General features: G+C 71.6%; 18 protein-coding genes. 2 read left to right on the top strand and 16 right to left on the bottom strand.

Annotated features, from left to right (window positions below; translation table 11 throughout):
- Positions 1-46 precede the first annotated feature (46 nt).
- The 6 genes from C0010_RS07370 to C0010_RS07345 form a co-directional block, all read right to left on the bottom strand.
- Positions 47-937, bottom strand: coding sequence for a polyphosphate polymerase domain-containing protein (locus C0010_RS07370; RefSeq protein ID WP_232531814.1), 891 nt, complete (start codon positions 935-937; stop codon positions 47-49).
- Positions 934-1530 (bottom strand): DUF4956 domain-containing protein, encoded by a 597-nt coding sequence (locus C0010_RS07365; RefSeq protein ID WP_105566432.1) that lies wholly within the window; start codon positions 1528-1530, stop codon positions 934-936. Before C0010_RS07365 ends, C0010_RS07370 begins: the two co-directional genes overlap by 4 nt.
- A gap of 318 nt (positions 1531-1848) precedes the next feature.
- Positions 1849-2952: a tRNA 2-thiouridine(34) synthase MnmA gene (gene mnmA, locus C0010_RS07360; RefSeq protein ID WP_105566431.1), complete on the bottom strand. Its 1104-nt coding sequence runs from the start codon at positions 2950-2952 to the stop codon at positions 1849-1851.
- A 213-nt stretch (positions 2953-3165) separates the two neighbouring features.
- Positions 3166-4512 (bottom strand): cysteine desulfurase family protein, encoded by a 1347-nt coding sequence (locus C0010_RS07355; RefSeq protein WP_232531813.1) that lies wholly within the window; start codon positions 4510-4512, stop codon positions 3166-3168.
- A 7-nt stretch (positions 4513-4519) separates the two neighbouring features.
- The gene (locus C0010_RS07350; RefSeq protein WP_105566430.1) at positions 4520-5479 is read right to left on the bottom strand and encodes a tetratricopeptide repeat protein; all 960 of its coding nucleotides are present in this window, start codon (positions 5477-5479) and stop codon (positions 4520-4522) included.
- A gap of 57 nt (positions 5480-5536) precedes the next feature.
- A complete protein-coding gene (locus C0010_RS07345; RefSeq protein WP_105566429.1) occupies positions 5537-7531 on the bottom strand; it encodes a glycosyl transferase in 1995 nt (664 codons plus the stop codon).
- A 253-nt stretch (positions 7532-7784) separates the two neighbouring features.
- Here C0010_RS07345 and C0010_RS07340 point away from each other — a divergent pair, with 253 nt between their 5' ends.
- The gene (locus C0010_RS07340) at positions 7785-8834 is read left to right on the top strand and encodes an AI-2E family transporter (RefSeq protein ID WP_105566428.1); all 1050 of its coding nucleotides are present in this window, start codon (positions 7785-7787) and stop codon (positions 8832-8834) included.
- A 4-nt stretch (positions 8835-8838) separates the two neighbouring features.
- On the opposite strand, the gene C0010_RS07335 is transcribed toward C0010_RS07340, so the two are convergent.
- The 9 genes from C0010_RS07335 to rpsB all read right to left on the bottom strand — a co-directional run bounded on the left by C0010_RS07335 (position 8839) and on the right by rpsB (position 16050).
- Positions 8839-9552, bottom strand: a complete 714-nt coding sequence (locus C0010_RS07335; protein ID WP_105566427.1) for an alpha/beta hydrolase — start codon at positions 9550-9552, stop codon at positions 8839-8841.
- 302 nt (positions 9553-9854) lie between these two features.
- The gene (locus tag C0010_RS07330) at positions 9855-10157 is read right to left on the bottom strand and encodes a hypothetical protein (RefSeq protein ID WP_174150251.1); all 303 of its coding nucleotides are present in this window, start codon (positions 10155-10157) and stop codon (positions 9855-9857) included.
- A 103-nt stretch (positions 10158-10260) separates the two neighbouring features.
- Positions 10261-11010, bottom strand: a complete 750-nt coding sequence (locus C0010_RS15250) for an aggregation-promoting factor C-terminal-like domain-containing protein (protein ID WP_232531812.1) — start codon at positions 11008-11010, stop codon at positions 10261-10263.
- Positions 11011-11076: 66 nt separating this feature from the next.
- Positions 11077-11679, bottom strand: a complete 603-nt coding sequence (locus C0010_RS07320; protein WP_105566426.1) for a DivIVA domain-containing protein — start codon at positions 11677-11679, stop codon at positions 11077-11079.
- Between the two features lie 48 nt (positions 11680-11727).
- Positions 11728-12768 carry a phosphatidate cytidylyltransferase gene (locus tag C0010_RS07315; RefSeq protein ID WP_324998177.1) on the bottom strand — a complete coding sequence of 347 codons (1041 nt, stop codon included), beginning with the start codon at positions 12766-12768 and terminating at the stop codon, positions 11728-11730.
- Between the two features lie 6 nt (positions 12769-12774).
- Positions 12775-13329: a ribosome recycling factor gene (gene frr / locus C0010_RS07310; RefSeq protein WP_105566425.1), complete on the bottom strand. Its 555-nt coding sequence runs from the start codon at positions 13327-13329 to the stop codon at positions 12775-12777.
- 97 nt (positions 13330-13426) lie between these two features.
- Complete coding sequence (pyrH, locus tag C0010_RS07305) at positions 13427-14143, bottom strand: UMP kinase (protein WP_105566424.1); 717 nt, start codon at positions 14141-14143, stop codon at positions 13427-13429.
- Positions 14144-14293: 150 nt separating this feature from the next.
- Positions 14294-15121 carry a translation elongation factor Ts gene (gene tsf, locus C0010_RS07300; protein ID WP_105566423.1) on the bottom strand — a complete coding sequence of 276 codons (828 nt, stop codon included), beginning with the start codon at positions 15119-15121 and terminating at the stop codon, positions 14294-14296.
- A gap of 65 nt (positions 15122-15186) precedes the next feature.
- Positions 15187-16050, bottom strand: a complete 864-nt coding sequence (gene rpsB, locus C0010_RS07295) for a 30S ribosomal protein S2 (protein ID WP_105566422.1) — start codon at positions 16048-16050, stop codon at positions 15187-15189.
- A gap of 442 nt (positions 16051-16492) precedes the next feature.
- On the opposite strand from rpsB, the gene C0010_RS07290 reads away from it, so the two are divergent.
- Positions 16493-17239 carry a M23 family metallopeptidase gene (locus tag C0010_RS07290; RefSeq protein WP_105566421.1) on the top strand — a complete coding sequence of 249 codons (747 nt, stop codon included), beginning with the start codon at positions 16493-16495 and terminating at the stop codon, positions 17237-17239.
- 472 nt (positions 17240-17711) lie between these two features.
- Here the strand turns inward: C0010_RS07290 and C0010_RS07285 are convergent, their stop codons facing one another.
- Positions 17712-18641, bottom strand: a complete 930-nt coding sequence (locus tag C0010_RS07285; protein ID WP_105566420.1) for a tyrosine recombinase XerC — start codon at positions 18639-18641, stop codon at positions 17712-17714.
- Positions 18642-19022: the final 381 nt, after the last annotated feature.

Below are 19022 nucleotides of genomic sequence, written 5' to 3'. Positions count from 1 at the left end.
CTTCCGTCATGCGGCGGGCGACGATTCATGCCCGCCGCGATGCCCATCAGCGGGCGAAGTGGGTGCGGAGCACGCGGCTCCACTTGTTGGAGGGCAGCTCGGGGTGCATGGCGGCGAGCCCCGTGGCGAACTTGCTGATGCCGTCGGGCCGGATGCCGGAGCGCCACAGACGTCGGTCGAAACCGGATGGCCGGGAGGCCGACTTGGTCTCGACGATCGCGAGGCGGGGCGTGTCGAGCCGGGCGCCGTCCACGCCCTCCCAGGCGAGCTCGGTGTCGACCGTCGCGCGACCGCCGTCCGGAAGCAGCAGCGTCGTGCGGCGATACGTCGTGCGCAGCACGGGCCGGAGCGCGTCGGCGGCGTCGGTGTCGAGGCCGAGCGCCCGCATGCCGATGGCGGCATACTCCCTGCCGTCCGGCGTGAGCTCGTCGACCGCGTCGACGGGGTGCGGGATGCGCTCCTTCACTGTGGCGCCCCGCGCGCCCTTCGTCTTCATCTCGAGGAACGCGTCGCCCGTGTCGACGTAATGGCGCGAGCGCAGCTTGAAGCGCCGACGCCGGCCCCGCGCCGCGAGGCGGTAGCTCAGCAGTCCCGGGGTGTCGAAGTACATCGAGGCGTAGGCGCTGCCGCGCTCGCCCTGGATCTCGAGCACTCGGGTCGCCGAACCGAGGCCGCCGAGCAGGGCTCCGAGTTGGTCGATCGGCACGAGGTACTTGCGGTCGACACGAGTGAGCAGCTCCGCCTCGGCGATCAGCTCCTCGAGCGAGATCGGGGCGAAACGTGCGGCGGCTTCGACGGCGGGGTCGACCGCGGGCACACCCGTGCGGCCGGTGCCGTGCGCGCGGCTCGGCGCCGTGCGGGCGCCGCGCTGCACCGTCCGGGTGCTCGCACCGCTCGCGTCGCCCGCCTGCCGGCGCAGGTCGATCGCGCCGCTCACGCGCCGACCGCCGTTCGCGAGGCGGTGCGCGCCGCGGAGCGAGCCGTGCTGCGCGCCGCGCGGTAGCGCACGTCGACCAGCGTGGTGTCGTTGACGAAGTCGATGTGCTGCACCGTGAGGGCCTTGACCTCGCCCCCGAGCCGCTCCGAGAGCACGCCGCGCAGCTCGTCCTCATCGACGATCGCCTCGTCGAGGTTGACGGTGCGCTGCCGAGTCGCGGCGAACAGGCCGGGGTGGTCGATGATCGCCAGGACCGCGACGATCACGGCGATGAGCAGGGTCGGCCACACCGAGAAGGTCGTCGAGAGTCCGGCGATCAGGCCGATCGCGAGCGCCGCGAAGTAGTAGGCGACCTCGCGCTGCGAGATCTCGCTCGAGCGCAGCCGGATGATCGACAGCACGCCGAACAGCCCCAGTCCGAGCCCGGCGGCGACCGACCCCGTGGCGAGCACATACGCAACGGCGTATACGCCGACGTTCACCCCGAAGAACGCGACGACGAGGTCGCGTCGGCGGTGGCGTCGGAAGTAGATCGCTACCGTCAGCACAGTGATGGCGGCGAGGTCGATGAGGAGCATCGTCGGGTCTGGCATTGTTCACCTTTCGTTCGACCACCAGTGAACGGGCGAACCCTATGCGGCTCCTATGGCCACCAGAGGGCAGAGTTATGACTTCTGCCGCATGCGCCGAATACCCAGCCGTGACGCCTCATCCGTCCCCACCGGCATCGCGCACGGACCGCCCCGTGGCAGATCGCGCACGTCGGGTCGCCCCGACAGAGCCGTGCTTGCGACCGCAACGGCTTCCCGTCCACCCCCGACGTCGCCATCGCAGGCTCCGCGCTGTGCGAAGTTCCCGAAGCGCGTCATCTGCGACCGGGCGCGGTGTGCAGACCGTCGCGGCGCGGTGGGCTATGCCGCGACGGGCACGGCAGACACCGTGCGGTCGATCGTGCACTGGCCGATCACGCGGGTGCCGTCGTAGAGTACGGCGGTCTGGCCGGGGGCGACGCCCGTCAGGGGGTCGCGCAGCTCGACGACGAGCTCGCCCGCCTCGACCCGCGCCGTCGCGGGCACGGGCTCGCCATGGGCGCGCACCTGCGCATCGCAGGCGAACGCAGCCTCGGGGTCGAGCGGCGCGGCGCCCGCCCAGGTGTACCGGGACCCGGCGAGCTCGGCGACGGCGAGCGCCTCCTTCGGCCCGACGACGACCTGGTTCGACACCGGTCGCACCTCGAGCACGAAGCGCGGCTTGCCGTCGGGCGCCGGCACCCCCAGCTTCAGGCCCCGGCGCTGGCCGACCGTGAACGCGTGTGCGCCCTCGTGCGAGCCCACCACGGCGCCGGAGCGGTCGACGATCTCGCCCTGCTCCTCGCCGACCTTCTCGGCCAGCCAGCCGCGTGTGTCGCCATCCGGGATGAAGCAGATGTCGTAGCTGTCGGGCTTCGAGGCGACGGCGAGCCCCCGGCGCTCGGCCTCGGCGCGCACGAGCGCCTTCTGCGGCGTCTCGCCCAGCGGGAACATGCAGTGCGCGAGCTGCTCGGCCGTCAGCACGCCCAGCACGTACGACTGGTCCTTCGCCTCCTCGCTCGAGCGGTGCAGCTCGAGGCCGCGCTCCCCCTCGATGAGCGTGGCGTAGTGGCCCGTGCAGACGGCGTCGAAGCCGAGCTCGATGGCGCGCTCCAAGAGAGCCGCGAACTTGATCTTCTCGTTGCAGCGCATGCACGGGTTCGGAGTGCGCCCCGCACGGTACTCGTCGATGAAGTCGTCGATGACGTCTTCGCGGAAGCGCTCGGAGAAGTCCCATACGTAGAACGGGATGCCGAGCTTATCGGAGACGCGGCGGGCATCCATCGAATCCTCGATCGTGCAGCAGCCGCGACTGCCGGCGCGCAGCGTACCGCCCGCGCGCGAGAGCGCGAGGTGCACGCCCACGACCTCGTGGCCTGCCTCGACGGCCCTGGCCGCCGCCACGGCGGAGTCGACGCCGCCGCTCATCGCCGCTAGAACACGCATAGAACCAGGGTACGCGCCACCCCTGGGCGGAGGGTCAGCGCGGAGACAGCCCTCGGGTGCCGCTTCGTGCGGTCAGAGCGCTCCCCACCCGCAACACGGCGCACCAGAGCGGACGACCGGCCGTTCCGGTGCCGCTGCATGCGGGTTGGGGCGCGGCGTGACCCACCCATCGGGTCACCTGAGCGGTCAGACCAGGAGGGCGCGCCCGAGCGATCAGACCAGCCGGCGGTAGGCCTCCGGCAGCGCCTCGGCGAGCGCGTCGACGTCGGCGGAGGTCGTCGTGCGGCCGAAGCTGATGCGCAGCACCTGCGACGCTTCCGCCTGGCCGTAGCCGAGCGCCATCACGACGTGGCTCGGCTCGGCGACGCCGGCCTGGCAGGCCGACCCCGTCGACACCGAGATGCCGCGCTGGTCGAGCAGGAACAGCAGCGATTCGCCGGATGCCCCCGGCAGGTGCAGGTGGATCGTGCCCGGGAGTCGGTCATCCGGATGCCCGAGCACGACCGCCTCGGGCATGTCGCGCCCCAGCCGCGCGAGGAATCGGTGACGGAGCCCCCACAGCCGCTCCGTCTCGGCCCCCCGCTCCGCCTCCGCGAGCTCGGCGGCGCGCGCGAGCGCAGCGGCCCCCGCGATGTCCTGGGTGCCCGATCGAAGCCCGCGCTGCTGGCCGCCGCCGTGCAGCAGGGGCTCGATATCGATCGTGCGCGAGACCACGAGCGCGCCCGTGCCGACGGGCGCGCCGATCTTGTGCCCGGAGACGCTCATCGCAACGAGCCCCACCCCGGGCTCGGCGCCTCCGCGCCACAGGTCGAACGCGACCGGAGCGTGCCCGAGCGCCGCGACGGCGTCGAGGTGCAGCGGAACTCCCGCCTCGGCCGCGGCCCGTGCGAGCCCCGTGGCGTCGTTCAGGGTGCCCGTCTCGTTCGCCGCGACGAGCGCCGTCGCGAGCGCGGCACGGGCGAATGGCCCGGCGCCCCCGTCGCGCCCATCCGACACCGGCGCCTGACGAGCGACCAGGATCGGCGATGCAACGTCCCGCCCGCCGACGCCCGCCGGCGGCACATCGCCTGCGTCGTCACGGCGCGACGGATCCGCCCCCGGATGAGGCACGCGGTCGCGCAGCTCCTCTCCCGTGGAGCCGACGCGCAGCGCTTCGCGGAACGCGTCCGGGTCGATCCGTCCCCAGGGATCGAGCGCCACGGGCGTCACGCGCGCGCCCTCGCGCTTCGCGAGCCACTCGACCGTGTCGAGGCTCGCGTGGTGCTCGCCGTCCGGTAGGACGATGCCGTCGGCACCGGGCGCGCGGCGGCGCCACAGCCCCTGGAGCGCGAGCGACACCGACTCGGTGCCGCCGCTCGTGAGCACGACCTCGATGGGTTGGCAGCCGAGCACCGCGGCGAGCCGTTCGCGGGCGTCCTCGAGGGCGCGCCGCGCGCGCTGACCGGCGCCGTGGATCGACGATGCGTTCCCCAGGACGCTCTGTGCCTCGAGCCACGCGTCGCGCACCTCGTCGCGCAGCGGCGTCGTCGCAGCGTGATCGAGGTAGACGTGCGCGCTCATCGCGGCTTCAGAAGAGCAGGTTGGTCAGCCGCGTGCGCGCCTTCACGACGCGCGGGTCGGCAGCGCCGATCACGCCGAAGAGCTCGACGAGGCGATCCTTCACCGGCCCCCGCGCTTCCGCGTCGAGCGACGCGAACAGGTCGAGGAGCCGTTCGAAGGCGTCCTCGACGTGGCCGCCCGCGATGTCGAGGTCGGCGACCACGAGCTGAGCGGCGGCATCGTTCGGCGCCTCGGCCGCCACCTGGCGGGCCTGCTGCAGGTCGACGTCCTGCACGCGGCCGAGCAGGCGCACCTGCCCGAGCCCGGCCTGAGCCTCGTCGTCGCGCGGGTTCTCCTTGAGGGCCTTCTCGTACGCCTCGGCCGCGCGGGCGTAGTCGCCGGCTTCGATCGCCGCGAACGCTTCGGCGTGCAGCGGCGGGAGCGGCTTCTCCTCCGGCTCGGCATCGGCCTCGGGTGCGTCGCCGGCCTCCACCGTGCCCGTGATGCCGTTCTGCGCCGCGATCTGGAGCAGCTGGTCGAGCACCTGGCGCACCTGCTCCTCGGGGATCGCCCCGTTGAACAGCGGCGCCGGCTGCCCCGCCAGCAGCGCGACGACCATCGGGATCGACTGCGCCTGGAAGGCGCGCTGCAGCTGCGGGTTCGCGTCGACGTCGACCTTCGCCAGCACGACGCGGCCGCCGAGCTCCCGCACGACCTTCTCGATCACGGGGCTGAGCTGCTTGCACGGCCCGCACCACTCGGCCCAGAGGTCGACGACGACCGGGACGGTCCGCGAGAGCTCGAGGATCTCGTTGAACGTGGCATCGGTGACGTCGCGGACGAGGGCTCCGGATGCCGCAGGCGCCCCGGCATCCGGAACGGCACCGGGCGCGCCTGCGCCCTGCGGAGGCGCGGTCTGGCGGTTCTTGAGCGACGACAGGTCGACGGCGCCGCGCAGGGCGGCCGCCTCGGGAGGAACGTTCGACATCGGGTGCGATCTTTCGTCGAGAGCGGTGGTCAGCGGGTGGCGTGCGGAGCGCGGGCGCTACTCCGCTGTTTCTTCTTCGTCTCCATCATCCTCGACCTCGAGGATGGTGGCGTCGCGGATCGACGAGGAAGCGCCGAGGAGCTGGATCTTCTCCTCCGATCCCTTCGCCGGAACGTAGAAGAACAGCTGGTCGACGTATTCGGTCTTGACGCCCCCGGCCGATTCCTCCTCGCCCGTGAGCGCCTTCAGCACCGCGTCGTCCTCGAACTTGATCAGTGTGCGGTCTTGGTCTTCGCCCTCGGCGGGGGTGACCTGCTCGGTCTCGACGACCGAGACGCCGACGATCGCACCGCTGTGCAGCGTCAGCAGCGAGAACGGATCGGTGTCCCCACCGCGTTCGTCGAACGTGAGGTCGCCGGTCTCCTCGCCCGTCTTGTCGAAGTTCTTCTTCGTCTGCGCCCGCTTGTCCTGGACCTCGGCGTAGAACCCGTCGTTCTCGATGTCGAACAGCGAGGCGTACTCGCTCTCCTCCCCGTCTCCGAGGATCGAGGCGTACGCGCCGGCGAGATCCTGAGGCGCGACCTGCAGGAAGGACGAGTCCGGCGGAACGAGCGCCGTGCCCTGATAGGCGGGCGCGAGATCCGGGATCTCGGCCGACGGGCGCAGCTGCGAGATGTACGTCGCCCTGTAGTCCGACCAGGGGTCCTCCTGGGTCAAGGCGAGCATCGTGGGCGCGACCGTCTCGTCCTCGGCGTCTTCGACGACGGCCATCACGGAACGGGGCCACCCGTCGTACGCCTGCGGGAGCAGGACCACGATCGGTTCGGCGGGTACGCCCGGCAGCGACCCGTAGTCGTCGATCTCCTCGCCGAGCGAGTAGTTCACCTCGCGCATCGCGAGAGCGACGCCCGTCAGGCGGTCGTCCGCGACGTCGGCGTCCCTCTCCTCGTCCGCCTTCGTCACATGCGCAGAGACGTCCGCGACGATGCGCGCCGCCTGCGATTCCGTCACCGCCGGCTGCTGCGCGTCGGCCCCTGTGTCGTCCGCCGTCGCGCTCGGTGAGGGCGAAGGGCCCTCCGCAGGCGCATCGGGGGTGCAGCCGGCGAGCAGCGCGGCCGAGAGGCCGAGCGCGGGGAGCGCGAGACGCCAGCCGCGGCGGGTCGCCGCGGTGCGCCGCGCCGTGCCGCCCTCGGGGGGCCCGCTCGACGAGCCCGACCCGGATCCGGAGGCGCCGCCGGATGCCCCGGTGCCGTTCGCGTCGTCATCCGAAGGGCCGTCGCGGCCGTCGTCGCCCGCGGCGTCTCCGCCCCGTGCGTCCTCGCCCTCCTCGAGCGCATCCTGGGTGCCGACGGCGGCTCCGGGCAGCGGGCTGGCCGCGTGCTTGTCCCTCGCCGTCGCGACGGGGCCCGTCAGCGGCACCGGCTGCCCCTTGCGGCGCGGGCCGCGCGAGCGCCGCGCGTGCAGCACGGCGAAGATGTACAGGATGATGCCGAGCACGAGCATCGCGATGCCGGCGCCGATGAACCACGGCGCCGACGGCGTGCTGTTGTCGATCGGCCACGTGACCTCGATGGTCTCGGGTGCCGCTGCCTCGCCGTCCGACGCGATCAGGACGCTCAGCTCCATGCCCTCGGGGAAGGTGAAGTTCTCCTCCATCGACCCTTCGGCCGTGAACTCTTCGAGCCACAGGTCGGAGCCGGCGGGGGTGCGCACGGGCGACTCGCCGTCGATCTCGGCGGTCGGGGCGACCGTCGCGACGTCGATCGAGCCGCCGTCGGCCGATGCACGGGTGTAGGTCTGGTCGCTCAGCCAGCCCTCGACGTCGAGGGTGCGCGCGTAGGTCGCGAAGATGGGGCCTTCGCTCTCGATCGTCAGAGTGCCTCGTTCGCCCGGCAGCGCTTCGGGAAGCGCCTCGAACACGTCGGAGTCGATCACCGTGTAGGGCAGGTCCTCCTCGGACGAGACCGTGATCGTCTCCGAGTCGGGGCCCAGCAGAACGGTGCGCTGGGCGACGCCCACCGCGATCAGACCGGCGGCGAGGATGAACGCCACCACAGCCCATACGAAACGCACGTAACCACTCCCTCGGCGCGCGGCGCGGGGCGGGAAGCGCCCGTGGCCGCTCGCGATTGTCGAGAACTCAACGGTTCAGGGTACCGGGCCCGCCCCTGAACGATCGGGGAGAAACCCGCGGGAGCGCTGGATGGGCCGACCGGGACGATCCGGCGGAACGCCCGCGGGGAGGCTCCGCTCGCCGCCCCCACCCGCATAGGCTTGGTGCGAACTGCTCGACGCGAGGAGAACGATGAAGATCCACAACCCCTTCCGGGTCGCCCTGGTCGCGACGCTGGGCGTCGGGCTCGGGCTCATCCTGCTCCAGAGCGTGCAGGCGCTCTCGTCGATCCTGCTCTACGTCGGAACGGCGCTGTTCATCTCGCTCGGCCTCGACCCCGTCGTGTCCTGGCTGGAGCGCAAGAAGCTGCCGCGCTGGCTCGCCGTTCTCACCACGGTGATCGCGACGCTCGCGGTCTTCGGCGGGATCATCTGGATCGTGTTCCCGACCCTGATCGAGCAGATCACGCAGCTCGTGCGCCGCATCTCGTTCCTGATCAACAGCGGCTCGTGGCAGACCGATACCGTCACGTGGCTCGAGACGACGTTCCCGACCCTTCAGGTCGACGAACTGTTCGAACGCGTGAACAGCTGGCTCCTCGACAACATCGACACGATCAGCGAGGGCGTGCTGGGGCTGACGGTCGGCGTCGCCCAGGGTCTGTTCGGCGCCTTCATCATCCTGATCCTGACGATCTACTTCACGGCGTCGACGCCGACGCTGCGCTCGGCCGTCTACCGGGTCGTTCCCGCGTCGAAGCGACCGGGCTTCATCGGCGTCGCCGACCAGATCACCGACTCCGTCGGCTACTACGTCATGGGCCAGCTGTCGCTCGGCCTGATCAACGGCGTGCTCAGCATGATCTTCCTGAACATCATCGATGCGCCGTTCCCCGCCGTGCTCGCCGTCATCGCGTTCCTCGGGTCGCTGATCCCCCTCGTCGGCTCGATCACGGCGTCGACGATCATCGTCCTCGTGTGCCTCATCCCCGGCACGGGTTCCGTGACGACCGCGATCATCGCCGCGATCTACTACCTCGTGTACATGCAGATCGAGGCATACGTGATCTCGCCGCGCGTGATGAGCAGGGCCGTCTCCGTTCCCGGCGGAGTCGTCGTGGTCGCGGCCCTCGCCGGCGGCGCCCTGCTCGGCCTCCTGGGCGCCCTCATCGCGATCCCGATCGCGGCGAGCATCCTGATCATCTACCGCCAGGTGCTCATCCCCCGGATGGACGCCCGCTGAGGCGTCAGGGATATTCGGTCGGCAGCGGGAGCGCTTCCGGCGCCGTCAGCCCGACGATCTCGCTGAGCACGCGGTAGGTCTGCTTCTCCCCCACCCACAGGTGCTTGCCGTCCTCGACGGCGATGAGCCGGATGCCGGGCGCGACCGAGAAGCGCTCCGCCGCCTCGGCGGGCCGGAGGAAGTCGTCGAACTCGGGGATCAGCGCGACGACGGGGCGCTCGTCGCCGTTCCACGCCCGCAGATCGTCGTCGGTCGCGCGGTGCAGAGGCGGCGAGAGCAGGATCATGCCGCGCACGGGGTGTTCGCGGCCGTACTTCAGCGCCAGTTCCGTGCCGAACGACCAGCCGAGCAGCCACGGGTTCGGGAGCCCCCGTTCGGCGACGAACGCCATCGCCGCCGCGACATCGGCCTCTTCGGCGACGCCGTCGCCGAACGCACCGTCGCTCGTGCCGCGCGGCGAGGATGTGCCGCGGGTGTTGAAGCGCAGGACAGCGAGCCCCGCGAGCTCGGGCAGTCGGGCCGCAGCCTTCCGGATGATGTGCGAGTCCATGAACCCGCCCGCTGTGGGCAGCGGGTGCAGCGTCACGAGCGTCGCGACCGGCGCGCGCCCGGCCGGCAGCGCCAGCTCCCCGACGAGCGTCAGCCCGTCCCGCGTCGTCAGCTCGATGTCCTCGCGCCTCGCGGGCAGCTCGACGGCCCCACGGATCTCCGCCACGATCGTTCCCTTCGCTCGTCAGACACGACCCGCCCACCCTATCCGGCGGCCAGCGACCGACGACAACGACGGCAGCGCGGCCCCCGCGCATCACCCCCGAGCGGCGCGCAGGGGTCGTGATGCCGAGGCGGAGGAGGGAAGCGGGCCTTGCGGGCCAGCGACCGACGACAACGACGGCAGCGCGGCCCCCGCGCATCACCCCCGAGCGGCGCGCAGGGGTCGTGATGCCGAGGCGGAGGAGGGAAGCGGGCCTTTCCGGGCCAGCGACCGACGACAACGACGGCAGCGCGGCACCTGCGCGTCGCTCAGGCGATGGACCAGCAGTGGGTGTGCCAGTGCCGTCGAGCGGCGAGGTCGGCCTCGGGGCCCATCACGCCGTCCTCGCGCCAGACGACGACGTGCGCCGCTCCGACCGCCACGGTTCCGCTGCAGCCGGGGCAGGTGTACTCCTTGACGGCGCGCTGGCCCGACACAGGCTGGACGGAGTACTCCCTGCCGCGCCGCGTCTCCGTGCGTCGGAAGCCCGAGAGCATCCGGTCGAAGCCGTCGCGCGACTGCTCCTCGCGGCGGCGCCTGTCGACGGCGCGCCTGCTGCGCGAGCGCCCCATCAGCGCGCTCCCCCCGTGGTCGAGCGGGCACCGGATGGTTCGGGGCGCGCGAAAGCCCCCTGCGCCGCCGAAGCGCGAGCAGGGGGCGATGGGATCGCTCCGGTCACCACCAGTGGTTGGCGGTCCAGAAGCTGTACGCCGCGGCCCAGCTGCCGTAGCGGTCGATCGCGTAGCCGTTGGCCCACCGCAGGTTGTCGACCGGGTCGTAGCCGCTGCCGGGCACCTTGCTGCACGGAAGTGCCTGGATGATGCCGCAGGCACCCGAGGTCGGGTTGGTCGCGTTCGGGTTCCAGCCGCTCTCGCGGTTGGCGATGTAGTCGACGTAGCCCCAGTCGGACTCAGCGATGCCGGCGGCCGTGAGCCATTCCTCCTTCGAGCCGCCGCCCGAGTAGAACGGGCTCGGCGCGCTGCCGCCACCGCCGGAGTCGCCGCTCGATTCGCCGCTGCTGTCGGAATCGCCTTCGTTCGATGCCGTCTCGGGCTCCGGCTTCGGCTTCGGCTTGGGCTTCGGCTTGACGTACACCTCGTAGGCGCTGCTCTGCAGCGCCATCGGCTCGACGTTCTCGTCGGCGGCGTAGACCTGCGCCTCGGCAAGCGTGTCCTCGAAGGCCGACGTCGTCTGGATCGTCGCCGCGGCCTCGGCCGGGTCCGAGAACGCGCCGAGGCTCGGCGCCGCGAACGCACCGACGAGCGCGAGCGCACCGACGCCGGCGAGAGCCGTCGTGACGGTGCGCTTGACCGACCACGCCTGCTTCTCGCGGCGCTCGATCAGCCCCGCGTCCTGCATGAGGGCGCGGGTCTCGCGGCGGGAGAGCGTGGTCTGCTTCTGCTTCTGAGGTGTGTCGGGAGTCACAGTGCCCCCACTGTACCAGGCTCGTTACCATGCCGTGACATTGATTCGAGATTCTCCCCCGCGCGCTCAGCGCACGGCGAGGATGATCTCGACGACGGCGTCGAGCAGCGCGTCGACCTGTTCCTCGCGGTAGCCGCGGCGGACGACCCGGAACGCCGCCTGTCGCACCTGCTCCGCCTCGAGCGGCGTGCCGAGCTGCAGGAACTCCGTGATCCGGTCGGCGACCGCGTCGACCTCGTCGGGAGCATAGCCGTGCGAGAACGCACCGACGCGCGCGAAGCGATGCTTCGCGGGCCGGTCGAGGTGGTCGAGGATCACCTGTGCCTCGTCGCGCGCCCGGTCCACCCAGGCATTCGGCCCTTCCGAATCGATCGCGCGGCGCCGCTCGCGAGCGGCGAATGCCTCCTCGATGCGGCCGAGCGCCTGATCGACGGCCTCGACCTCGAAGCCCTTCTTCGTGAGAGTGAACGCGGCGCGGCGCACGTCCTCCGCCGTCAGCGCGCCCGGCTCGTCCGCTCCCCCTGCTTCGAACGCGGCGCGGGCCCTCGCCATGAACTCCTCGACCTGCCGGCGGTCGTACCCGCGCTCCCGGCCGTGCGTCACCGGGAAGGGGAGCTTCTTCGGCGCGCCTGCCTCGGCCCCGGAGTCGATGGTCGCGGTGTCACTCATCCTCGGTCCTCGTGTCTGTGGTTCGCACTGAGTGTAGCGGCGGGCGGATCAGAGCGAGCTCAGCGGCGACAGCGCGAGGAACAGGCCGAGCGCCGCGCCCGCGGAGAGCAGGATGCTGTCGAGCCGGTCGAGCACGCCGCCGTGCCCGGGGATCCAGTCGCTCATGTCCTTGATGCCGAGGTCGCGCTTGAGCATCGACTCACCCAGGTCGCCGATCGTCGCCGTCAATAGGATCACGGCGCCGATGATCAGGCCGGACCACCACGGCAGCCCGAGCATGAAGTGGGCGAGCAGGGCACCGGCGACGAGAGCCGCGACCGCCGCGCCGGCGAGGCCCTCCCAGGTCTTGTTCGGGCTGATGCGGGGCGCCATCTTGTGCTTGCCGAAGGCGAGGCCGGACGCATAGGCACCCGTGTCGGCGACGACCACGACGATCAGGAACGCCAGGATCCACCACTCGCCGTTCTCGTGGCGGAGAAGCGCGAGCGCGAGGCTCGCGAGGAACGGCACGTACAGCGCGATGAATCCGCCGGAGACGACGTCGTCGAGCACCCCGGTGGCGCCGCGGGCGCGGCCGTCGCCCTCGGTCATCTGGGCGACGAGCCGCCAGACGATGATGAGCGCGATCGCGAGGAACAGGCTCGTCCAGTGCACCTGCTCGTCGAGGAAGTATGCCGGAAGCAGAATGAGCGGCACCGCGACGAGCTGCGGAACGAGGTCGACGCGGCGCCCGCCGCCCTGGAACGCCCGCACGAGCTCGAAGACGCCGATCCCGGCACCCGCGAGGGCGACGACGACGAACAGCCCCTTCAGGAACAGCAGCGAACACAGCACGGCGGCACCGAGCACGAGCGCGACGGCGATCGCGAGCAGCAGGTCGCGGCCCGTGCGCTCCTTGATGCGCTCGTTCGCCTGATCGAACTGCTCGCGCGCGTGCTCGACCTGATCACGGGCGCGCTCGCGTGCCTGGTCGAACTGCTCGCGCGTGTGCTCCATCCGCTCGCGCGCGCCCTCGAAGTGCGTGTGCTGAGCGTCGTCACCGTGCTCTTCGCCCGGCGGCTTCTCGCCCTCGTCGGACCCCCGCGACATGCTCGGTCAGACCTCGAGGAGCTCGGCTTCTTTGTGCTTGAGCGCCTCGTCGATCTTGTCGACGTAGGTCTTGGTCAGGGCGTCGAGCTCCTTCTCGCCGCGTGCGATGTCGTCCTCGCCGACCTCGCCCTGGAGCGCGTCCAGCTCGTCCTTCGTCTTGCGCCGGATGCCGCGCACGTGGACCTTCGCGTCCTCACCCTTCGCGCGCACGAGCTTGACGTACTCCTTGCGGCGCTCCTGCGTGAGCTCCGGCATCGTGACCCGCACGAGGTTGCCGTCGTTCGTCGGGTTCGCCCCGAGGTTCGGCATCTCCCGGATCGCGTCCTCGATCGCCTTCAGCGCCGACTTGTCGTAGGGCGTGATCACGATCGTGCGCGCCTCGGGGTTCTGCATCGATGCCAGCTGCTGCAGCGGCGTCGGCGAGCCGTAGTAGTCGATGGTCAGCCGCTCGAACAGCTGCGGGTTCGCGCGCCCCGTCCGCACCGTGGCGAAGTCATCTTTCGCGCTTTCGACAGCGCGCTCCATGCGGCCGGTCGCTTCTTTCAGAACATCCGCGATCACGGTGGCTCCATTCGTCGATACAACTGGGTCGAGTCTACTTGGCGCAGTCCGCGCCGCGCGCCGAGCCGGGCGGCCCGGCGCGTTGTCCGCCGTGGCGTCAGGAGCTGACGCGCGTGCCGAGCTCCTCACCGCGCAGGGCGCGCGTGATGTTGCCCGCCGGTTCCATGCCGAACACGCGCATGTCCATGCCGTTGTCCATGCACAGGCTGAAGGCGGTCGAGTCGACGACCTTGAGGCCGCGCTGCAGAGCGTCGGAGTACGTCACGCTGTCGAGCTTCGTGGCGGTCGCGTCGGTGCGGGGGTCGCCCGTGTACACGCCGTCGACGCCGTTCTTGGCGACGAGCACCTCGACTGCACCGATCTCGAGCGCGCGCTGGGCGGCGACGGTGTCGGTCGAGAAGTACGGCATGCCGGCACCGGCGCCGAACACGACGACGCGGCTCTTCTCGAGGTGGCGCTCGGCGCGCAGCGGGATGTACGGCTCCGCGACCTGGGTCATCTCGATGGCCGACTGCACTCGCGTTGCGGCGCCCGCCTGCTCGAGGAAGTCCTGCAGCGCGAGTGCGTTCATCACGGTGCCGAGCATGCCCATGTAGTCAGCGCGGCCTCGCTCCATGCCTCGTTGGCTGAGCTCGGCGCCGCGGAAGAAGTTGCCGCCGCCGACGACGACCGCGACCTCGACCTCGTCGGTCACCTCTGCGATCTCGCGCGCGATCTGGCCGACGACATCCGGGTTGACACCGAGGGTGCCACCGCCGAAGGCCTCGCCGGAGAGCTTCAGGAGGACGCGCCGGCGCCCCGTCTCATTGCGCATGTGTGTTCCTTCTCTCGCGAAGCGTTCCGTCCAGGCCGCTTCTCACGCTAGCTGATGGGTGCGGCATCCGCAGTCGCCCGCCATCGGGTACGGATGATGCCGCGAAAAAGGGGCCCGGATCTCGCGGATCCGGGCCCCTGAATCGGGCTGTTACGCGCCGACCTTGAAGCGGGCGAAGCCGGTCACCGTGATGCCGGCGTCCTTCGCGACCTGGTCGATCGACAGCTTGTTGTCCTTCGCGTAGGGCTGCTCGCCGAGCACGACCTGCTTGAAGAACGCGTTGACGCGGCCCTCGATGATCTTCGGCAGGGCTGCCTCGGGCTTGCCCTCGTTGCGCGAGATCTCGGTGACGATGTCGCGCTCCTTGTCGACGACCTCGGCCGGGACCTCGTCGCGCGACAGGAACTGCGGGTCGGCGAACGAGATGTGCTGCGCGATCGAGCGAGCCGTCTCCGCGTCGTCACCCGAGTAGGCGACGACCACGCCGACCTGCGGGGGCAGGTCCTTGCTCGTGCGGTGCAGGTACACCTGGAAGGCGTCGCCCGAGAGGGTCGCGACCTTGCGCAGTTCGACCTTCTCGCCGATGATCGCGGCCTCGTCGCTGATCAGCTGGTCGACGGTCTTGTCGCCGGCAGCGGCGGCCAGGCCGGCCTCGACCGTCTCGGCGCCCGCGGCGGCGACGGCGTCGACGACCTGGTCGGCGAGGGCGATGAACTTGTCGTTCTTCGCCACGAAGTCGGTCTCGCAGGCGAGCTCGATGAGCGTCGCCTTGCCGCCCACCTCGCGCGAGGCCACGAGGCCCTCGCTCGTGGAGCGGTCGGCGCGCTTGGCGTTGCCCTTCGCACCCTTCAGGCGCAGGATCTCGGTGGCCTTCTCGATGTCGCCACCGGCCTCCTCGAGCGCCTTCTTGGTGTCGACCATGCCCGTGCCGAGCTGCTCGCGCAGCGTCTTGATGTCAGCGATGCTGATGTTGGCCATTGTGCGGCTCTCCCTATCAGTTGGTCGTTGAGGGCCCGGCGGCGATGACCGCCGGGCCATGAGCATTACTCGGCTGCGGGGGCCTCGGCGTCAGCGGCCTCGGCCGGCTTCGCCTCGGTCTCGGCGGGCGCCTCGGTCTCGGCAGGAGCCTCGGTGCCCTCGGCCGCCTTCGCCTCGTCGCCGGCGAGGAGCTCCTGCTCCCACTCGGCGAGCGGCTCGGCGTCGCCGGCCTCGGGGTTGTGCTTGGCCTGCAGGCCCTCGGCCGCGGCGTCGGCGATGATGCGGGTCAGCAGCGAGACGGAGCGGATCGCGTCGTCGTTGCCGGGGATCGGGTACTGCAGGTCATCCGGGTCGACGTTCGTGTCGAGGATGCCGATGACCGGGATGCCCAGCTTCTTGGCCTCGTCGATCGCGAGGTGCTCGCGCTTGGCGTCGACGACCCACAGGGCCGACGGGGTCTTCTGCAGGTTGCGGATGCCGCCGAGCGACTTGTGCAGCTTGTCGAGCTCGCGCTTCTTGAGGAGCAGCTCCTTCTTGGTGAAGCCCGACTCCGAGGGGTTCTCGTAGTCCAGCTCCTCGAGCTCCTTCATGCGGGCGAGGCGCTTCGACACCGTCTGGAAGTTGGTCAGCAGACCACCGAGCCAGCGCTGGTTGACGTAGGGCTGGCCGACGCGCAGCGCCTGCTCGGCGAGGACTTCCTGCGCCTGCTTCTTCGTGCCGACGAAGAGGATCGTGCCGCCATGGGCGACCGTCTCCTTGACGAACTCGTACGCGCTGTCGATGTAGCCCAGCGACTGCTGCAGGTCGATGATGTGGATGCCGCTGCGCTCCGTGAGGATGAAGCGCTTGACCTTCGGGTTCCACCGGCGGGTCTGGTGTCCGAAGTGAACGCCGCTGTCGAGCAGCTGGCGGATGGTGACGACGGCCATGGTCGTACTCCTTGTCTGGCGCCCTCGCGGGCGCGATTCTGCGGTTGGTGTCCTGGTGCCCGACGCACTCCCACCCTCATCGAGAGGGACCGAAGGGAGAAGCTGCCGCGGGAGCCGCGTCGGCCGTCCGGCCGCTGCGGGCGCCCGCTCTGGGCACGCGAAGTCACCCCGATCACCCGGGGTGCAGGGGCAAGCATATCAGCTCGACCTCCTCGGAACGGCTGTGGGGCAGCCGAGGGGTGCGCGCCGCTCGGCCCCTGTTCCCGCCCCTCACTCACGGCTGACGATCCGGGGCCACGCGCGAGCGCGGGTTCGGCGACCGAGGGATGTGCGCCGGCGGCGTCGCCGACTCCTCGCCCACACCCGCCTGCCCGCGGTGGGGACGATGCACACCCCGATCCGTGCTGTTCCGATCGGCGGTGCGTCGGCGCACAGTGGCGCCATGAGCACGACGATCCGCCGCAGGCCGGACGACTCCATCGGCGTGCGCGCTCCGACCCGCCGCGGTGCGGGGCGGCGCGCGTCGTTCCGCCTGTTCCTCGCGTTCGCGACCGCGCTCGCGCTGACGCTGATCGCGGCGGATCCCGCCCATGCCCGTCACCCGGGAGCGGTCGCAGAGCGATCCGGGCCGACTCAGGCAGCCGCGGCCGTGACGGGACCTCTTCCGCTCCCCTCCCGTGCGCGTGCCGCCGCGGGCGCACCGCGCGCGGAGAACGCCGTGGCGGCCGCGGCGCGGTTCCTCGGCCCGGCCGCGCCCGCCGGTGGGTCGGCGACCGTGCCCACGCGCGAGCCGTGGGTCTGGCCCGTCGTGCCGGTCCACGTGCTCGCGGAGTTCGCCGGGCCGGCACACGACTACGCCCCGGGTCACCGCGGGATGGACCTGGCGGCGGCCGGCGAGATCCGCTCCCCCGCCGGCGGCGTCGTCGCGTTCGCAGGCGTCGTGGTCGACCGGCCGCTCGTGACGATCGACCACGGCGACGGCCTCGTCACGACGCTCGAGCCCGTCGAGAGCGCCCTGTCGCCCGGCGACGCCGTCGCGGCAGGCGACGCCGTCGGCGTCGTCGCTTCCGGCGGCCATGCGCCGCGGGGAGCCGTGCACTTCGGCGTGCGCCTGCACGGCGACTACATCAACCCCCGCCTGCTCCTCGGCGGGGTCCCCCGCGCCGTGCTGCTGCCCTGCTGCACATAGGTCGCACCGCGAACCGCGGCATCCGGCTCACCACAGGCTCGAGCGGAGGGTCCGTCGCGATCCGAACATCCGTTTCACCACAGGCTCGGGCACCGGGCCCGCCGCGAACCGCGGCATCCGGCTCACCACGGGCTCGAGCGGAGGGTCCGTCGCGATCCGAACATCCGTTTCACCACAGGCTCGGGCACCGGGCCCGCCGCGAACCGAGCATCCGGCTCACCACGGGCACGGCGCCGGGTGCGTAGCCATCACGGGCGTCCGGTTCGTCGCGAATCCGAACTCGGGGCCGCGGCGGAGGCGGCGAGCACCGGACCACGGGTTCCCTCGCGCGCGGGGAAGTCCCCTCCCCCCGCAGCGTCGACACGTCCGGTGCCGCACGGATTCCCTCGTTCGCGGGGAGTTCCCGATCTGCCCGCGACGCCCCAGCCTGACGGCCACGGTGGCCGGCAGGGCCGCCCCGTCGGCACTCGGCCTACGCTCGCGGATGCGCCAGGCGGTAGCTCTGACGCAGGCGCTCGGAGGAGACGTGCGTGTAGATCTGCGTCGTGCCGAGGCTCGCGTGCCCGAGCATCTCCTGTACGGCGCGCAGGTCGGCTCCGCCGTCGAGCAGGTGGGTCGCGGCCGAATGCCGCAGCGCGTGCGGCCCCACCGACGACGAGCCCACCGCGGGGCCGATCGTGCGGGCGACGAGGTCGTACACGGCGCGGGGCCCGAGCCTCCCGCCGCGCGCCCCCAGCAGGAGCGCGCGGTCCGACGGCTCCGGGTCCCCGCCAGCCGCACCGCGCTTCGCGCGCTCCCGCAGTGCGGGTCGCGCCCGCGTCAGGTACGCACCGAGAGCTCGCGAGGCCGGCGCACCGAAGGGCACGACCCGCTCCTTCGACCCCTTGCCGAGCACGCGTGCCGTCCCCCGGTCGAGGTCGACGTCGCCGATGTCGAGCCCGCACAGTTCGGAGACGCGGATGCCGGCGCCGTAGAGCAGCTCGAGGGCCGCGTGATCGCGCAGCGCGATCGGGTCGCCCTCGGCGGCGGCCGCGGTGAGCGCATCGAGCGCATCGCGCATCGCGTCGGCGGTCGCGACCTGCGGCAGCGTGCGCCCGCGCTTCGGGGTCACGAGACGCAGGCTCGGGTCGGCGGGCACCAGGCCCTCGTCGTGCGCCCACGCGAAGAAGGAGCGTGCGGACGACGTTCGCCTGGCGAGGGTCGACCGCGCGTCGCCCCGCTTGGTCGCGCGCCACAGCCAGTCGCGCAGGTGCTCGATGTCGATCCCGGCGAGCTCGAGGTCGCCGACGGCATCGGCGAGGTCTGCCAGGTCCGATCGGTACGCCCGAACGGTCGCGGGCGACAGCCGCCGCACCCGCTCCAGGTGCGCGGCGAACGCCTCGGCCGCCCGCTCGATCTGCATGTCCCCAGTCTCCCGCCGCTCGCGCCGCCGCGAGTGCGGGCGCGCCGCGCGCGAAGCGCACCCGGCGCACCTCAGCCTCAGCACCGCCGCACACGCTCCGAACCGCGGCACAATCCCCCAATCGCGGCACAATCCCCGCGATTCTGCCGCGGCTCAGAGATTCTGCCGCGGCCCAGAACCCGCCCGACCACGGTCGGCCCGAGCCGCGAGCGCGGGCTGCACCGCCAAGCGCTAGCCGCCGCCCGATTCCTCCACTGAACCGTCCTGGGTTTCGTTCCGATCCGTTTTCGAGAGGATTGGGATATGCCTTCGAAGTATCCGCAAGCGTTCAAGGATCGTGCCGTGCGCATGGTGCAGGACCGGCTCGAGGCCGACGAGGAG

The organism is Microbacterium halophytorum (assembly GCF_002970975.1).
GTDB lineage: Bacteria > Actinomycetota > Actinomycetes > Actinomycetales > Microbacteriaceae > Microbacterium > Microbacterium halophytorum.
The sequence above is the reverse complement of the archived record's forward strand: the minus strand, read 5'-3'. Positions and strand labels throughout refer to the sequence as shown.